15 protein-coding genes and 1 pseudogene are annotated in these 15,265 nt (G+C 68.5%); 5 read left to right on the forward strand and 11 right to left on the reverse strand.

What is annotated here, in order from left to right:
* The first annotated feature begins 67 nt into the window (after nucleotides 1-67).
* The gene (gene asd, locus JOY88_RS13535) at nucleotides 68-937 is read left to right on the forward strand and encodes an archaetidylserine decarboxylase (protein WP_293503153.1); all 870 of its coding nucleotides are present in this window, start codon (nucleotides 68-70) and stop codon (nucleotides 935-937) included.
* On the opposite strand, the gene JOY88_RS13540 is transcribed toward asd, so the two are convergent.
* The 3 genes from JOY88_RS13540 to JOY88_RS13550 are packed head-to-tail and all read right to left on the reverse strand — an operon-like array spanning nucleotide 921 to nucleotide 3,283.
* Nucleotides 921-1,823, reverse strand: a complete 903-nt coding sequence (locus JOY88_RS13540; RefSeq protein WP_524539219.1) for a UDP-2,3-diacylglucosamine diphosphatase — start codon at nucleotides 1,821-1,823, stop codon at nucleotides 921-923. The two genes, asd and JOY88_RS13540, sit on opposite strands and share 17 nt — an antisense overlap.
* Before the next feature lie 51 nt (nucleotides 1,824-1,874).
* The gene (gene ybeY / locus JOY88_RS13545; RefSeq protein ID WP_293503154.1) at nucleotides 1,875-2,321 is read right to left on the reverse strand and encodes an rRNA maturation RNase YbeY; all 447 of its coding nucleotides are present in this window, start codon (nucleotides 2,319-2,321) and stop codon (nucleotides 1,875-1,877) included.
* A complete protein-coding gene (locus JOY88_RS13550; protein ID WP_293503155.1) occupies nucleotides 2,318-3,283 on the reverse strand; it encodes a PhoH family protein in 966 nt (321 codons plus the stop codon). Before JOY88_RS13550 ends, ybeY begins: the two co-directional genes overlap by 4 nt.
* A 101-nt stretch (nucleotides 3,284-3,384) precedes the next feature.
* Here JOY88_RS13550 and JOY88_RS13555 point away from each other — a divergent pair, with 101 nt between their 5' ends.
* From JOY88_RS13555 to ruvB, 4 genes are read left to right on the forward strand one after another with little or no spacing between them, the layout of a single operon-like run.
* Entirely contained in the window at nucleotides 3,385-4,794 is a 1,410-nt protein-coding gene (locus JOY88_RS13555) for a sensor histidine kinase (RefSeq protein WP_293503156.1), read from the forward strand.
* 11 nt (nucleotides 4,795-4,805) lie between these two features.
* Nucleotides 4,806-5,459 (forward strand): response regulator, encoded by a 654-nt coding sequence (locus JOY88_RS13560; protein WP_293503157.1) that lies wholly within the window; start codon nucleotides 4,806-4,808, stop codon nucleotides 5,457-5,459.
* A 27-nt stretch (nucleotides 5,460-5,486) separates the two neighbouring features.
* Nucleotides 5,487-6,056: a Holliday junction branch migration protein RuvA gene (gene ruvA, locus JOY88_RS13565; protein ID WP_293503158.1), complete on the forward strand. Its 570-nt coding sequence runs from the start codon at nucleotides 5,487-5,489 to the stop codon at nucleotides 6,054-6,056.
* A complete protein-coding gene (gene ruvB, locus JOY88_RS13570; RefSeq protein ID WP_293503159.1) occupies nucleotides 6,053-7,111 on the forward strand; it encodes a Holliday junction branch migration DNA helicase RuvB in 1,059 nt (352 codons plus the stop codon). Before ruvA ends, ruvB begins: the two co-directional genes overlap by 4 nt.
* A 123-nt stretch (nucleotides 7,112-7,234) precedes the next feature.
* Here ruvB and JOY88_RS13575 read toward each other — a convergent pair.
* The 8 genes and pseudogenes from JOY88_RS13575 to JOY88_RS13610 form a co-directional block, all read right to left on the reverse strand.
* Nucleotides 7,235-7,567, reverse strand: a pseudogene (locus JOY88_RS13575) (group II intron maturase-specific domain-containing protein); the annotation flags it as partial.
* A gap of 56 nt (nucleotides 7,568-7,623) precedes the next feature.
* Nucleotides 7,624-7,752 (reverse strand): hypothetical protein, encoded by a 129-nt coding sequence (locus tag JOY88_RS13580; protein ID WP_293503160.1) that lies wholly within the window; start codon nucleotides 7,750-7,752, stop codon nucleotides 7,624-7,626.
* 129 nt (nucleotides 7,753-7,881) lie between these two features.
* Nucleotides 7,882-8,844, reverse strand: a complete 963-nt coding sequence (locus JOY88_RS13585) for a porin (protein WP_293503161.1) — start codon at nucleotides 8,842-8,844, stop codon at nucleotides 7,882-7,884.
* A 155-nt stretch (nucleotides 8,845-8,999) separates the two neighbouring features.
* Nucleotides 9,000-9,644, reverse strand: coding sequence for a histidine phosphatase family protein (locus tag JOY88_RS13590; RefSeq protein ID WP_367269799.1), 645 nt, complete (start codon nucleotides 9,642-9,644; stop codon nucleotides 9,000-9,002).
* Nucleotides 9,644-9,967: a DUF1840 domain-containing protein gene (locus JOY88_RS13595; protein WP_293503162.1), complete on the reverse strand. Its 324-nt coding sequence runs from the start codon at nucleotides 9,965-9,967 to the stop codon at nucleotides 9,644-9,646. Before JOY88_RS13595 ends, JOY88_RS13590 begins: the two co-directional genes overlap by 1 nt.
* Nucleotides 9,968-9,993: 26 nt before the next feature.
* The gene (locus tag JOY88_RS13600; protein ID WP_293503163.1) at nucleotides 9,994-12,129 is read right to left on the reverse strand and encodes a putative bifunctional diguanylate cyclase/phosphodiesterase; all 2,136 of its coding nucleotides are present in this window, start codon (nucleotides 12,127-12,129) and stop codon (nucleotides 9,994-9,996) included.
* Nucleotides 12,126-13,499 (reverse strand): HD-GYP domain-containing protein, encoded by a 1,374-nt coding sequence (locus tag JOY88_RS13605; RefSeq protein ID WP_367269800.1) that lies wholly within the window; start codon nucleotides 13,497-13,499, stop codon nucleotides 12,126-12,128. Before JOY88_RS13605 ends, JOY88_RS13600 begins: the two co-directional genes overlap by 4 nt.
* 247 nt (nucleotides 13,500-13,746) lie before the next feature.
* A complete protein-coding gene (locus JOY88_RS13610; RefSeq protein WP_293503165.1) occupies nucleotides 13,747-15,105 on the reverse strand; it encodes a GH1 family beta-glucosidase in 1,359 nt (452 codons plus the stop codon).
* Nucleotides 15,106-15,265 lie beyond the last annotated feature (160 nt).

The following is a 15,265-nucleotide window of genomic DNA, read 5'->3' on the forward strand; positions in this document are numbered from 1 at the left end:
CTTCCGGAAATTCACGAAGGTTTCAGATGTAGCTGCGACGCTTGACAGCGGAATGAATGACAAAACCATGACCACCGCCCGGGGCCGCATCCAGCGCCTCTTCGCCCAGGAAGACTTGAACTTCCTGCTGACCAACCGCGTACCGCGCATTGCGCTGACGAAGGCGATGGGGCGCTTCTCGCGCATCGAAAGCCCGTGGCTGACGAGGCTGTCCATCGCCGTCTGGCGGCTGTTCACACCGCTGGATCTCAGCGAGGCCAGGCACCAGTCCTTCCGCTCGCTGAAGGACTGCTTCACGCGCGAGCTCAAGCCCGGCGCTCGGGTATTCGACGCCCGGCCCGACGTGGTGTGCAGCCCCAGTGACGGCATCGTCGGCGCCTGCGGCTCCGTGCAGCAGGGCCAGGTCTACCAGGCCAAGGGCTTCCCGTACTCGACGGCGGAACTGTTCGGCCCGACGCAGGACGCCAGCGCCTTCGAGGGCGGCCGATTCGTCACGCTGCGCCTCACGTCGGCGATGTACCACCGCTTCCACGCCCCGGCGGACGGTACGGTGGAGCACGTGACCTACCTCAGCGGCGACACCTGGAATGTGAATCCGGTGGCGCTGAAGCGCGTGGAGCGGCTGTTCTGCCGCAACGAGCGCGCCGTGGTGCGCATGACGCTGGCCAGCGGCCATGCGATCGCGCTGGTGCCGGTGGCGGCCATCCTGGTGGCCAGCATCCGCCTGCATTTCCTCGACGTGCTGCTGCACCTGGGCCGCCGCGGCGCCCATGAGATGCCATGCTCCGCGCCTCATCTCAAGGGCCAGGAGATGGGCTGGTTCGAGCATGGCTCCACCATCATCGTCTTCGTGCCACAGGGCTTCGAGCTGGCCGAGGGCATTGCGCCCGGCGCGCAGCTCCGCGCCGGCCAGGCGCTGCTCAGGCGGGTCGACTGACCCGGTCCGGCGCGGCGACCTTCGCGACGGCCGGCACCGGCAGGCCCACCGGCGCCGGTTTCGACTTGGGCGCCGGCAGCATGCCGGGCAGCGCAGCCTGGTCGCCACGGTCGATGATCTCCAGCCGGCCGTCGAAATGCTCAACCAGGGCCGTCAGGCTCTCCACCCAGTCGCCGTCGTTGCAGTACAGCACGCCGTCGATCTCGCGGATCTCGGCATGGTGGATATGGCCGCAGACGACGCCCTGCGCACCGCGCTTCTTCGCCTCGCGCGCGACGGCATTCTCGAATTCGTTGATGTAGCTGACCGCGCGCTTGACCTTGTGCTTCAAGTAGCGCGACAGGCTCCAGTACGGCAGGCCACATTTGGCGCGGATGCGGTTGAACCAGCGGTTGACCTTGAGCGTGAACTCGTAGGCCAGGTCGCCCGCAATAGCCAGCCAGCGCGCGCACTGGATGACGCCGTCGTACAGGTCGCCATGCGTGACCCACAGCCGCTTGCCGTCGGCTGTCACGTGGATGGCCTCTTCCATCACGTCCACGCCGCCGAAGTTGTGCATCAGGTATTTGCGCGCGAACTCGTCGTGGTTGCCGGGGATGAAGATGACGCGCGTGCCCTTGCGCGCCTTGCGCAGCAGCTTCTGCACCACGTCGTTGTGCGCCTGCGGCCAGTACCAGGAGCGCCGCAGCTGCCAGCCGTCGATGATGTCGCCGACGAGGTAGAGGGTCTCGCATTCCACGTCGCGCAGAAAGTCGAGCAGAGCCCGCGCCTGGCAACCGGGCGTGCCCAGGTGCAGGTCGGAGATCCAGACGGTGCGCACCGACAGCATGGGTGCGTCGGCGGCAGGGTCAACGGCAGCGGCGTTGGGGTCTTGCTTCGTCGGCATGGCGGGCATGCTGCCCGCCCGTCGTGACGCGGCCGTGAACGTCCGATCTGGCTAGCGCCGATAGGGGTCCGAGAAGCCAAGGCCTGCGAGGATCTCGGTCTCGCGAGCCTCCATGCACTCGGCCTCGTCGTCCACCTCGTGGTCGTAGCCCTGCGCGTGCAGCGTGCCGTGCACCAGCATGTGGGCGTAGTGGTCCAGCAACGGGATACCCATTTCGGCGGCCTCGCGCTCGACGACCTCGGCGCAGATGACCAGATCGGCGCCCACCACGGGCTCGTGGCTGTAGTCGAAGGTCAGCACATTGGTGGCGTAGTCCTTGCCGCGGTATTCGCTGTTCAGCGCGCGGCCCTCCTCGGCGCCGACGATGCGCACGGCGATCTCGCCGGGCAGTTCCAGCGCGGCGCGGATGAAGCGCGCCACCTTGTGACGCGGCAGCAGCGCGCGGTGGCGCGGGTCGGCGAATTGCAACGACAGGCTCAGTTCGGGTCGGGTGCTCATGCTTCGCGTCCTTCGCGCTTGGCGCGCGCCTCGTAGGCCTCGACGATGCGGGCCACCAGCGGATGGCGCACGACGTCCGCGCTGGTGAAGCGCGTCATCGCGATGCCCTTGACCTTGGCCAGCACGCGCTCGGCGTCGACAAGGCCTGACTGCACGCCACGCGGCAGGTCGATCTGGCTGGTGTCGCCGGTGACGACGCAGCGGCTGCCGAAACCGATGCGAGTCAGGAACATCTTCATCTGTTCTGGCGTCGTGTTCTGCGCCTCGTCGAGGATGACAAAGGCATGGTTGAGCGTGCGGCCGCGCATGAAGGCCAGCGGCGCGACCTCCAGTTGGCCCTTCTCGAAGGCCTTGGTGACGCGGTCGAAGCCGAGCAGGTCGTAGAGCGCGTCATAGAGCGGACGCAGATAGGGGTCGACCTTCTGCGTCAGGTCACCGGGCAGAAAACCCAGGCGCTCGCCGGCCTCGACGGCGGGACGGGTCAGGATGATGCGCTGCACGGTGGAGCGCTCCAGCGCGTCGACGGCGCAGGCGACGGCCAGGAAGGTCTTGCCGGTGCCCGCCGGCCCCAGGCCGAAGGTGATGTCGTGCGAGAGGATCTGCCGCAGGTACTGGTGCTGGCGTGGCGTGCGGGCCGACAGGTCGGCGCGCCGGGTGCGCAGCACCAGCGGGCCTTCCTCACCGGCCGGGGCTGCGGCGCCGCCCTCCCCCCGGGCCTCGACGAGGGCCAACTGCAGCGTTTCTGCCGGCAGCGGCCGGCGGGCGCGTTCGTAGAGGGCCTCGAGCAGGCTCCTGGCCCGCTCGGCCGCGGCCTTGGGGCCGTCAACGCGGAACTCGGCGTCGCGCCGGCTCAGCTTGACGCCGAGCGCGGCCTCGACCTCGCGCAGGTGAACGTCCAGGCTGCCGCAGACGCGGGCCAGGCGGGTGTTGTCGGCGGGTTCCAGGGCGAAGCGCAGGATCACGATGAGGCTAAAAAAGAGTGGACGCGGATTGTCGCCGCCTCCCGATCGCTGGTGCATTCCCCGGCCCGCAGGCGGCGGGCGCTCCCGCACAATGCCGCCCCATGACATCTTCGATCGCGCCGAGGGCCGCAATGGCTCGGCGCCCGCCCCCTTCTTTCCTGCTCGCCCTGGCCCTGCTCTGCCCCGTCGCGGCCCAGGCCCAGGCGCCGACCACGGGCCTGTACTGGGCGGCCACGCTGCACGCCTGGGTGGCCGCCATGCTGGCGCTGATGGCCACCGTCGTAGGCCTGGTCTCGGGCCTGCATCCCCGCGAGCGCCCGGCCAGCTTCCTCGTCGGCATGATGCTGAGCTGGGTCGTGTTGCGCGCCGCCGCCGCGCCGAGCGCGGCCGGCCTGAGGCCGTTGCTGATGACGCTGCTGGTGCTGTGCGGCGTGCAATACCTGCTGCGACAGATGAACTGGAAGCGTGGCTGGATAGACCATGCGCTGCTGATCCAATGCCTGGTCGTCCCCGCCAGCCTGCTGTGGACGGGCGGCCAGGTCGGCATCCTCGGTACGGTCTGGCATGCGGTACTGAGCCTGGAGCTGGTCGCCGCGATGGGCTGGGCGCTGTGGCTGCGCCGCCCGCAGGTCGGCGCCGACGAGGCCCAGCCGCGCGACTTCGGCCTGATGGCCGTGCTGCTGCTGCCGACCATGGCGGCCCTGGTCGCCGAGATGCTGCTGGCTGCCACCAGCGAATCGCTGTGGTGGACGGCCTCGCCGTGGCTGGGCCTGATGCTGCCCCTGCTGATGCTGGCCCTTGGCCTGCAACTCGTTAGCAGCGTCGCGCATGCCCGGGTCGACGCCGAGAAGCGGATCGCGGCCATCGAGCAGCGCACGGCGGAACGCATCGCCGAAGTCGAGCGCAGCCACGGCCAGCTCGCCGAGCAGAAGCTGGAGCAGGTCACCGAGCGCGAGCGCAAGCGCATCGCCGCCGACCTGCACGACGACCTGGGCGCCAAGCTGCTGACCATCGTGCACACCAGTGAGTCCGACCGCATCTCCACGCTGGCGCGCGAAGCGCTGGAGGAGATGCGGCTTTCGGTGCGCGGCCTGACCGGCAAGCCGGTGCACCTGATCGACGCGCTGGGCGACTGGCGCGCGGAGGTCGTGTCGCGACTGGGCCAGGCCAACATCCTGGCCGAATGGAAATCGCCCGCCGAGGACGTCGAGCACACGCTGCAGGCCCGCTCCTACGTGCAGACGACGCGCATCCTGCGCGAGTCGGTGAGCAACATCATCAAGCACAGCGGCGCGACGCATGCGACCATTTCCAGCGCCGTGCAGCAGGGCGATTTCATCCTGACCATCCAGGACAACGGCCAGGGCATCCCGTCCGAACTGGACGGCAGGCTGGACAGAGGCCATGGCATGGCGAGCATGAAATCACGCGCCAAGCAAATGCATGGCCAGTGCCTGGTTGAATCCGGCCCTGGCTGGGGTACTGTGATCCGTCTGACGATTCCGCTTTGACCGAGGCTCCCATGAACCACATCCTGCTGCTCGAAGACATCCCCGAGATCCGCGCCTGGCTGAAGGCACTGATCAAGCAGGTGTTCGCCAACGCCCAGATCACCGAATGCTCGCGGGTGCAGGACGCGTTGTCCCTCGTGAACGGACAACGCTTCACGCTGGCGCTGCTGGACCTGGGCCTGCCGGACGGCTCGGGTGTCGAGGTCATCGCTGCGCTGCGCGAGAAGCAGCCCGAAGTGCAGTCGGTCATCGTCACCATCCACGACGACGATGAGCACCTGTTCCCCGCGCTGCAGGCCGGCGCATTCGGCTATCTGCTCAAGGAGCAGTCGCGCGAGCTGCTCGTCGAGCAGTTGCAGCGCATGAGCCAGGGCGAGCCGCCGCTGTCGCCGTCCATCGCGCGCAAGGTCATCGCCTACTTCGCGGCCCAGGCCAAGCCCAGCTCGCAAGCCCTGCTGCACGAGGTGTCGCTGACCGACCGCGAAACCGAGGTGCTGCTGCGCGTGGCCAAGGGCTTCACGTTGCCGGAGATCGGCGTGCAGCTGGGCCTGTCGCGACACACCATCGCAGACTACGTGAAGCAGATCTACCGCAAGCTCAACGTGAGCTCGCGCGCGGAAGCCGCCCTGGAGGCGCAGCGCCTGGGTTTGTTCGGTCGCAACTGAGGCGGGGCCGGCCCGGATAATCCGGGAATGATTGGAAGACTCAGCGGCGTCATCGCCGAAAAGACACCGCCCCAGGTGCTGATCGACGTGGCCGGCGTCGGCTACGAGGTGGACGTGCCCATGAGCACGTTCTTCAACCTGGGCCCGCTCGGCGAACGCGCCGTGCTGCTGACCCACCTGACCGTGCGCGAGGACGCGCACCAGCTGTTCGGCTTCCTTACCCACGAGGAACGCGCCACCTTCCGCCAGCTCATCAAGATCAGCGGCGTCGGCCCCAGGATGGCGCTGGGTCTGCTGTCCGGCCTGTCCGTGTCCGAACTGGCCCAGGCCGTGTCGCGGCAGGAGGCCGGCCGGCTGACCAAGGTGCCGGGCATCGGCAAGAAGACGGCCGAGCGGCTGCTGCTGGAATTAAAGGGCAAGCTCGGCCCCGATCTCGCGCTGCCCGCCGCCGTCGCGAACGACGCCCAAGCCGACATCCTGCAGGCCCTGGTCGCGCTGGGCTACAGCGAGAAGGACGCCGCCGCCGCGCTGAAGGCGCTGCCCCCTGACGTGGGTGTCAGTGAAGGCATCAAGCTGGCGCTGAAGAAGTTGTCATGAGCATACAGACTGACGACTTCGCCCCTGCACCGCGCCTGGTCGGCGCCGCGCCTGAGTCGAGCCGCGAGGAGGCACTGGAGCGCGCGCTGCGGCCCAAGCTGCTGGACGACTACGTGGGCCAGGCCAAGGCCCGCGAGCAGTTGGAGATCTTCATCGGCGCCGCCCGCAAGCGCCGCGAGGCACTGGACCATGTACTGCTGTTCGGCCCGCCGGGCCTGGGCAAGACGACGCTGTCCCACATCATCGCAGCCGAGCTGGGCGTGAACCTGCGCCAGACCTCCGGCCCGGTGCTGGAGAAGCCCAAGGACCTCGCCGCCATCCTGACCGGCCTCGAGAAGAACGACGTCCTCTTCATCGACGAGATCCACCGCCTGAGCCCGGTCGTCGAGGAAATCCTCTACCCGGCGCTGGAGGACTACCAGATCGACATCATGATCGGCGAGGGCCCGGCGGCACGCTCGATCAAGCTGGACCTGCAACCCTTCACGCTTGTGGGTGCGACGACGCGCGCCGGCATGCTGACCAACCCGCTTCGCGATCGTTTCGGCATCGTCGCGCGGCTGGAGTTCTACACGCCGGCCGAGCTGCAACGCATCGTGGTGCGCTCCGCCGGCCTGCTGGGCGCCCCCATAGACGCCGACGGCGCGCTGGAGATCGCCCGGCGCTCGCGCGGCACGCCGCGCATCGCCAACCGGCTGCTGCGCCGCGTGCGCGACTATGCCGAGGTCAAGGGCGACGGCCACATCGTCGCCGGCATCGCCGACAAGGCGCTGGCGATGCTGGATGTCGACCCGCAGGGCTTCGACCTGATGGACCGCAAGTTTCTGGAAGCCGTCGTGCACCGCTTCGATGGCGGGCCGGTCGGGCTGGAAAACGTCGCGGCGGCCATCGGCGAGGAGGCCGGAACCATCGAGGACGTCATCGAGCCCTATCTGATCCAGCAGGGCTTCCTGCAGCGCACGCCGCGGGGGCGGGTCGCGACGCTGGCAGCCTACCGGCACCTGGGCCTCGCGCCGCCCGGCGCCAAGGGCGCGCCCGACCTGTTCGGGGAATGAAGCCGGCGCCCAGAGGCGCGGGCCCATCGGGATAGGGGGAGCCATTGTCGGTTCCGCCCCTTCCACACCACCGGGCATGCGGGTCCGCACCGGGCGGTTCGAGAGCTTGAGGTCATGAGAGCCGGGCGGGCCCAACCGGTCGAAGTAGCCAATGGTCAGCACCGTCTTGAGCAGACCGTCACTGTTTCGCCACCAACTCCGGCTGTTGCCCGCCATCCGCTTCGCTACGGTTCGCGCGGCGCCGCGGGCTTTGCGTTCCCGGTAGATCGTGCTTGCCCCCCATTGCCTGAGTTGGATGGCCCGCAGGCGATGGCGCAGCCATGCGTGCAGCCTTCGCCAGACTCCTGGGGTTTGCGCCATGCCGAAGTACGCCTTCCAGCCCAGTAGGTAGGGCCGCAGCCCCTGCACAACCTGCCCCATACTGCGTCCGCCTGAGCGCCTTGTGAGCTGCCGGAGGCTGACTTCCCGCTCCGACAGCGTCGTCACCCTTTCAGGCACAAGGCGGGATCTCCTCAGGTAGGAGCGCAACCCTTCATCGCACAGCCGCCGCATTCCCGCCGCTTCGCCTTGATCACGAGAGCTTCGCGGTCACGTGCCCGCTCGCCCTGCTCGACAGCGCCTTCCATGCGGTTCTTGTTCATCGGCTCGCGATTTACGCCCCACGCTTCCTCCCCACGCTCGGTCACCCTCACGCAGTTGCGTTTCGCTTCGTTCGTCGCGATCAAAAAAAAAGCGCCCCAACGGGGCGCTCTTCGTTTCCGATCCTGGGATCAGAAGTTGTGGCGGATGCCGGCGGCAAGCGACGAGAAGTCCGGAGCGCCGGTCTTCGTGTTGTCGTTGTAGTCGGTCCGGGTGTAGAAGCCGTAGACCTTGGTGCGCTTGCTCAGGTTGTAGTTGTAGCCCAGCGTGAACTGCTTGGCGCCACCCTTGCGGAACTCGGCATCGCTGCCGGCCTTGGTGCCGCCGACGTTGACGTGGAACTCCGACTGGCCCACCACGTACATCGCCGACACGCGGCCGATATCACGGGCGCGGAAACCGTCCACTTCCTCGCGCTGGTAGTAGCCGGTCACCAGGAAGGGGCCGAAGCCGTAGTCGGCTTCCAGGCCGTAGGCCTTGCGCTTGTTAGAAGCGGCGAACTTGTCGTTCTGCGCGTAGGTACCAGCGACGTGCAGGCCGGCGACTTCGTAGTTGACCGACAGGTCGTAGCCGCGCGGGCCAGTGCCCTCGCCAGCGCGGACGGAGCCGATGAAGTTGAAGCCGTTCATCGTCGGCGAGAAGTAGCCGAGCTTGTTGGTGCGGGCGCCGAAGCCGAAGCTCGAGAACAGGTTGTCCGACGACGTGCCGGTGTCGTGGTTGTGGTTGCTGGTGCGGTCAACGCTGGAGAAGTAGGAATCCGGGAACCAGCTGCCCAGGCGGATCGTACCGAAGCTGCCGCTCAGCTCGACGCTGGACTGACGATTCCAGAACGTGGTGCCACCCGTTGCGGCGCCGGTGTCCGACTCCAGGCCGTGCTCCAGATTGAAGCCAGCCTTCAGGCCGCCGCCGAGGTCCTCGGTGCCCTTGAAGCCAAGGCGCGAACCATTGTTCTGCATCACCGTCTTGCGGTCGGCCTGACCGATCTTCTGGTTTTCGACCGTGGTGTTCAGACGGCCCCACAGCGTGACGCTTTGGGCGAAAGCCGGAGCGGCGGAGATGGCGGCCAGAGCAGCGACAAGTGCAATCTTTTTCATTGTGTGCCTTTGCAGGTGTGGTTGCGGCGGGGTTGACAGCCCTGCCATGAAGGACAAGTGACAGGCAGTATAGGAGCGGCACTTGCCGCACCCCACGCAAGCGACGCGCGGATGCAACAGTCGCCCTAGGGGGCCTTGCCAGGCCTGAGTCCGCCTCAGGCCGCGATGTCGCTGACGCTCAGCCCGGCCAGATGGCGGTCGTCGTTCCAGCCGATCAGCGTGAAGCCACCCGGTGTCGCCAGCAGGCGGTTGATGGTGGCGTTACCGAGTTGCCAGCTGCGCGGCGCATCCAGCGCGATCCGGGTCGCGGCACGGTAGAGGCAGTCCAGCACGCCTCCATGGGCCACCAGCGCGATGCTGCAGCCCGGGTGGGCGGCAACGGCGCGGCGCGTGGCGTCCAGGCAGCGGGCACTGAAGGCGTTCAGGCTCTCGCCGCCGCCGACCGGGAAGTCGGGTTCGCGGCGCCGCCAGCGCGCCGCATCCTCGGGGTGACCCTGATCAATCTCCTGCCAGCTCAGGCCTTCGAAACGGCCGAACGAGCGCTCGCGCAGCGCGGTGTCCAGGTGGACGGGCAGGCCCTGTGCGTTGGCCAGGGCCTCGGCGGTCTGTCGGGCGCGACTGAGGTCGCTGGAATAGACGGCCGCCAGCGGCTCGTCGGCCAAGGCTTGGGCCAGGCGCTCGGCCTGGGCCAGGCCCAGCGCGCTGAGCGGGATGTCGGTATGGCCCTGAATGCGCGTGGCGCGGTTCCACGCGGTCTCGCCATGGCGGACCAGGATGAGTCGGGTCGCCTCTTCCAGCACTAGACACCCCAGACGACGTCGGTGTTCTCCTTGGCGCTGCGCTGCATCAGCTCGTGCAGCGGCCAGGCGCGCTGGCGCAGTGACACACCCTGGCGACGCGGCGGCGGCTCGCCGGCGGCCCTGGCGGCATCGACCGCGCGCTGGAACTGCGCCTCGTCGGCGGCGACGCCGGCCTCCAGCGCCTGCATCAGCGCCGGCAGGGTCGCGGCTTCGAGGATGCCCTGCTTTGCAGGCGAACGCCCCATCAGGCGCAGCACGGCATCGGCTGAGTCGGCCATCATGATGACGTCGGCGCCGGCCTTGGATTTGAAGCGGTAGAGCATGGCACGCATTGTGCGCGCCACGCGGCTCACCCGTTGACCAGCCCCAGCCAGCCGGACGCCGGCGCGTCCACGACATGGCGGCGCGGACGCACCCGCTGCTCGAACTCGTCAGGCCGCAGCGGCTTGGCAAACAGGAAGCCCTGGAACTCATGGCAGCCGGCCTGGGCCAGAAAGTCGCGTTGAGCCTCGGTCTCGACGCCTTCCGCGATGACCTGAAGGCCCAGTGCCCGGCCCATCTGCACGATGGCGTTGGCGATGCCGACGTCGCTGGCGTCGCCCGGCAGGCCTTGCACGAAGCTGCGGTCGATCTTGAGGCGCTGGATGGGGAAGCGCTTCAGATAGGCCAGCGAGGAATAGCCGGTGCCGAAGTCGTCGATAGACAGCGTGACGCCCAGCGATGCCAGCGCGCGCATGCGGCGCAGCCCCTCCTCGGCGTCGCCCAGCAGCACACCCTCGGTCAGCTCCAGCTCCAGCATGCTGGCCGGCAGCATGGCCTCCTGCAGCGCCTCGGCGACGGTCTCGACGAAGCCGGCCTGCTGGAACTGCAGGGCCGACACGTTGACGGCCACCGGCATGCGCAGGCCGCGGCTCAGCCAGTGGGCGGCCTGGGCCACCGCCTCGCGCAGCACCCAGTCGCCGATGGCGACGACGAAGCCGCTTTCCTCGGCCAGCGGGATGAACTCGGCCGGCGAGATGTCGCCGCGCTGCGGGTCGCGCCAGCGGATCAGCGCCTCGGCGCCGATGACGCGGTCGCTGCCCAGCTCGACCTGGGGCTGGTAGTGCAGCCGGAACCGCCCCTCGGCAAGCGCCTGGCGCATGTCGTGGTCCAGGCGCATGCGCGACAGCAGGTCGACTTCCTTGCGCGGCACGTGGAAGCGGAAGCCCGCGCGGCCACTTTCCTTGACCCAGTGCATGGCGCGTTCGGCGCTGGCCATCAGCTCGTCGGGCGTACCGCCGTCGCCGGGGTAGAGGGCGATGCCGCAGCTCGCGGTGACGGTAAAGCTCAGCGTGTCGAAGCTGAAGGGCTGGGCCAGCAGCTGCTGCACACGGCGGGCCGTGGCCTCGGCCTCGAACATCTGGGCGTTGTCTATGAGCAGCGCGAACTCGTCGCCGCCCAGCCGGGCCAGCGTGTCGTTCTCGCCGACGGCGCCGCGCAGCCGCTCGACGACATCGCGCAGCACGCGGTCGCCATAGCTGTGGCCCAACGTGTCGTTGATCTGCTTGAAGCGGTCCAGGTCCAGGTGCAGCAGCGCGAAGACGGGCGACGGCTCGCCGGTAGCGACGGCCGCGATCTGCTGCACGATGCGGTCGGCCAGCGCGCGGCGGTTGGGCGCACCAGTCAGCACGTCGGAACGGCCCAACTCCTCGATGCGCTGGTGGGCCGCCAGCTTCTCGCTGAGGTCGCGGAACGAGAACACGCGCCCCATGGGCTCGCCGCGGCTCATCTGAGGCAGCGACACCTGTTCCAGCACGCGGCCGTCGGCCAGGCGCAGCATGTCGCTGGAGCGCATCAGCGGCGCGTCCAGCAATGCCTCGATACGCAGCCGGTACTGCTCGCCGTCGCGCATCACGCGCTGCAGGCTCAGCCAGAGGCCGGCATCACCGGGCTCGTGCAACAAGCCGCCAGGCAGGCCCCAGAGCTTGGCGAAGCGGCGATTGAAGCTGCGCACGCGCCCGGCCAGGTCGACGACCAGGATGCCGTCGGCGGTGGATTCAAGCGTCGCGCGCAGCTCGGCCAGCAGCGTCTCGCGCTCGGCCTCGGCACGACGACGGCGCGTCTGGTCGTGCAGCAGCACCAGCCAGTAGCGGTCGCCGGCCGGCGTGTGGATGGGACTGATGCTGCGGCTGACCCAGCGCGGCTGGCCGTCGCTGTGCGTCAGGATGGTGTCGGAGCGGATGCGCGCGAAGGGGTCGCGCGCGGCACCCTGCCAGAAGGCCTCGTCCTCGAGCGAGCCGCACAGCGCCGCCGGCGGCTGGCCGAGGGCGCGCTCGGGCTTGAGGCCCAGCAGGCGCAGCGCCGCACGGTTGACGACGCTGACCGTCAGGCTCTCGCCGTCCACCAGCCAGGCCGGTTCGGGCAGGCCTTCCAGCACGGCGCCGATCACGGACGGCGTCTCGAAGACGCGATGCAAGGCAGCACTCGCCTCGCGGCCGGCGTTCACGCGGCCAACTCCCCTGGCCCGGTCATCGCGGCGTCGAAGAAGTAGGCGATGCGCGCCCGGGGGCTGAGGTAGTCCAGCGAGTGGCGCGGCAGGAACTGGGGCTTGAGGCTGCGCCGGATGCCGAGGTCGGGCATCTCTTCCAGGTTGAGGATGAGGGCCTCCTCCTTGGGCACCTTGACGTCATGGACCATGACGCGGGGCTTCAGCGGCCGCGCCGAGTTGACCGAAACGACCAGCGCGTAGCGATCGTCGGTCAATTGCACGGTGGAGCCCGGCGGGTAGACGCCCATCATGCGGATGAAGGCGTTCAGCATGGTCGCGTCGAAGCGGTTGCGGCCCTGGGCGAACATCAGCGACAGCGCCTCGTGCGGCGTCATCGCTTTGGAGCTGATCAGCGGATTGCACAGGCCGTCGAAGCGGTTCACCAGCGCAACGATGCGGGCGCCGGTGCTCATGCGGTCCATGTTGATGCGCTGCGGGAAGCCGCTGCCGTCGGCATGCTCGTGGTGCTGGGCAATGATGAGCAGCGGGCCGGGCGCCAGGCCCATGGCCTGGGCGATGGCCACGCCCTTGACGACATGCTGCTGATAGGCCTGGGTCTCCGCGGCCGTGAAGCTCTCGTCGCGGTGGCGCAGGCGGGCGGCGATCTCCAACTTGCCGACATCGTGCAGCAGGGAGCCGACACCGAGGTCCATCATCTCGTCACGCCCCAGGCCGAAGGCTCGGCCCAGCAGCAGCGCGATGATGCAGACGTTGAGCGCATGCGCGGTGGAGCGGTCTCCGGCCGTCTCGTTCAGCAGGCGCATGTTGAGATCACCCTCGACCAGCATCTTGTCGAGCAGGGCGGCGGTCAGGTTCTCTGCCTCGGCACGCGCCTGGTGGGGATCGGACACGACGTTGTCCATGACGCCGCGGAAACCATCGGCGGCTTCGCCGTACTGCGCTTCGCACAGGCGCAAGGCCTCGCGCTGCGACGCCAATGCGCGGCGATGGGCTTCGCGGGCCAGTTCCTCGGGCGTGGGCTGTGCCACCACGGCGGACTCGTCAGCGGTTTCGGCGGGCCCTGGAACGGCCTCGACGTCGGCTGCGGCCGCGTCGGTGGTGTTGCCCTGCAGCGCAAGGTCGCTCTTGGCCGGACTCCAGCGCACCTGCGTCAGGCCGAGGCGGCGCAGGATCAGCAGTTGATCGGTGGAGGCGATCTTGAAGCTCGACAGCGGGAAAGGGTGCGACATCCAGCCCAGGTCCAGATGAATGAACATCCCGACGGTCAACTGGCTGACATCGATGAGCGGATCGCTTGTTCTATCCTGCATTCGTTCAACACCCGTGTGCCCGGGCACCCCTCGACTCGACCCCGGCTTCGGCACCATGCCGAAATCCATGAGCCGGCCTCCTGCTATACGTCAAATCGGCCTGTTGCACCCGCGGCGGGCCGGGAAAAATCCCTGCTGCGGCGCAAGTGGGAGCTTAGCGCCTGATCGTGACCAAATTCTCGTGGCTTTGTCGGGGCAAACGCGAAGGAATGCATGACCTGACGCTCGCGCAGCGGGGTTGTACGCTCAAAAGCGACACCAGCCGGGCCGGCCGGCACCGCCGCCCCCCCGCCGAAAGGGGGTGTCAGCGCCGCGTGCGATGCCGGGCGACGAGGTCGCCATACCAGTGCGCGCTGTCCTTGAGCAGGCGCTGCTGCGTTGCGTAATCGACGTGGACGAGGCCGAAACGCTTGTCGTAGCCAGAGTTCCACTCGAAGTTGTCGAGCAGGCTCCAGTAGAAGTAGCCGCGCACGTCGGCACCCAGGCTCATGGCCGCAGCCAGGGCCTGCAGGTGGCTGGACAGATAGGCGATGCGCTCCGCGTCCGGCACCCGGCCATCGACGATGCGATCGGCATTGGCCATGCCGTTCTCGGTGATGAACATCGGCGGCGGGTTGTACTCGCGGGCCAGGCGCACCAAGTGCTGGGCGAAGACCTCGGGCACGATCTCCCAACCCATGTCGGTGAAGCCGCGCTTGCCCGGCCCCTTGACGGCCTTGCCGTCGGCGTCGAAGAGGCTGCGCGTGTAGAAGTTGATGCCAAGGAAGTCCAGCGGCTGGCGGATGCGCTCGAAGTCACCGACCTCGACCTGGGGCGCGTCGGCGCCGACGAACTCCAGCGCGTCGGCGGGATAGGCGCCACGGAAGATGGGATCCATGTACCAGCGCACATTCAGCCCGTCGTCGATACGAGCGGCGCGGCGCTCGGCCTCGGCCGGCGTGGCCGGGAAGGACGGCGTATGGTTGAGTACGATGCCCAGCCTGGCCTTGGTCACGGCACGCATCGCCGCGACAGCCTCGCCGTGAGACAGCATCAGGTGGTGGGCCACCTGCAGGCTCTCGGCGCGACTGGTGCGGCCGGGCGCGAACTGGCCGGTCTCATAGCCCAGCGTCGCCGTGCACCAGGGCTCGTTGTGCGTCGCGATGCTGGCCAGGCGGTCGCCGAAACGGCGCGCGATCTCGGCGGCGTAGTCGGCGAAGTGGCCCACGATGTCGCGCGACATCCAGCCACCGATGCTGTCGTCCAGGGCCTGCGGCAGGTCCCAGTGGTACAGCGTCGCATGCGGCTGCAGGCCGGCCTTGAGCAGCGTGTCGACAAGTCGATCGTAGAAGGCGAAGCCGGCCTCGTTCCAGGCGCCCTGGCCCAGTGGCTGCACGCGCGGCCAGGCAAAGCTGAAGCGGTAGCAGTCCAGGCCCAGCCCCCGCATCAGCTCCACGTCCTCGCGGAAGCGGTGGTAGTGATCGCAGGCGACGTCGATGTTGGAGCCGTCGTTGATGCGGCCCGGCTGGCGGCAGAAATGGTCCCAGATCGAGGCGCCCTTGCCGTCCTCGAAGGCGGCACCCTCGATCTGAGCCGCACTGGTGGCCACGCCCCAGAGGAAGTCGGCCGGAAAGGACTGGGCGAGCGTGGCGGGATCGATGCGTGCGGTATCGAGCAGATTCATGGCGTGCAGCTGAGCCGCGCAGCGCGGCAGCGGGTAACGGAGGGGAGCGGCGCAGACCGGGGTGGACCACCGCCCGACCTGCTTCGGGACTTCATGGTTGGTGAGATCGGCCCTCATCGGAGCCGACGGCCCGAAAATGCCGATCCAGGCTGCCCATCTT

Origin of the sequence: Roseateles sp. (genome assembly GCF_019237615.1) — a bacterium.
Lineage (GTDB): Bacteria > Pseudomonadota > Gammaproteobacteria > Burkholderiales > Burkholderiaceae_C > Pelomonas.

Excerpts from the sequence above, each read along its gene's own strand:
- asd (WP_293503153.1), top strand. The coding sequence starts at position 68 with ATGACCACCGCCCGGGGCCGCATCCAGCGCCTCTTCGCCCAGGAAGAC.
- JOY88_RS13540 (WP_524539219.1), bottom strand. The coding sequence starts at position 1,823 with ATGCCGACGAAGCAAGACCCCAACGCCGCTGCCGTTGACCCTGCCGCC.
- ybeY (WP_293503154.1), bottom strand. The coding sequence starts at position 2,321 with ATGAGCACCCGACCCGAACTGAGCCTGTCGTTGCAATTCGCCGACCCG.
- JOY88_RS13555 (WP_293503156.1), top strand. The coding sequence starts at position 3,385 with ATGACATCTTCGATCGCGCCGAGGGCCGCAATGGCTCGGCGCCCGCCC.
- JOY88_RS13560 (WP_293503157.1), top strand. The coding sequence starts at position 4,806 with ATGAACCACATCCTGCTGCTCGAAGACATCCCCGAGATCCGCGCCTGG.
- ruvA (WP_293503158.1), top strand. The coding sequence starts at position 5,487 with ATGATTGGAAGACTCAGCGGCGTCATCGCCGAAAAGACACCGCCCCAG.
- ruvB (WP_293503159.1), top strand. The coding sequence starts at position 6,053 with ATGAGCATACAGACTGACGACTTCGCCCCTGCACCGCGCCTGGTCGGC.
- JOY88_RS13580 (WP_293503160.1), bottom strand. The coding sequence starts at position 7,752 with ATGAACAAGAACCGCATGGAAGGCGCTGTCGAGCAGGGCGAGCGGGCA.
- JOY88_RS13585 (WP_293503161.1), bottom strand. The coding sequence starts at position 8,844 with ATGAAAAAGATTGCACTTGTCGCTGCTCTGGCCGCCATCTCCGCCGCT.
- JOY88_RS13595 (WP_293503162.1), bottom strand. The coding sequence starts at position 9,967 with ATGCTCTACCGCTTCAAATCCAAGGCCGGCGCCGACGTCATCATGATG.
- JOY88_RS13605 (WP_367269800.1), bottom strand. The coding sequence starts at position 13,499 with ATGGTGCCGAAGCCGGGGTCGAGTCGAGGGGTGCCCGGGCACACGGGT.
- JOY88_RS13610 (WP_293503165.1), bottom strand. The coding sequence starts at position 15,105 with ATGAATCTGCTCGATACCGCACGCATCGATCCCGCCACGCTCGCCCAG.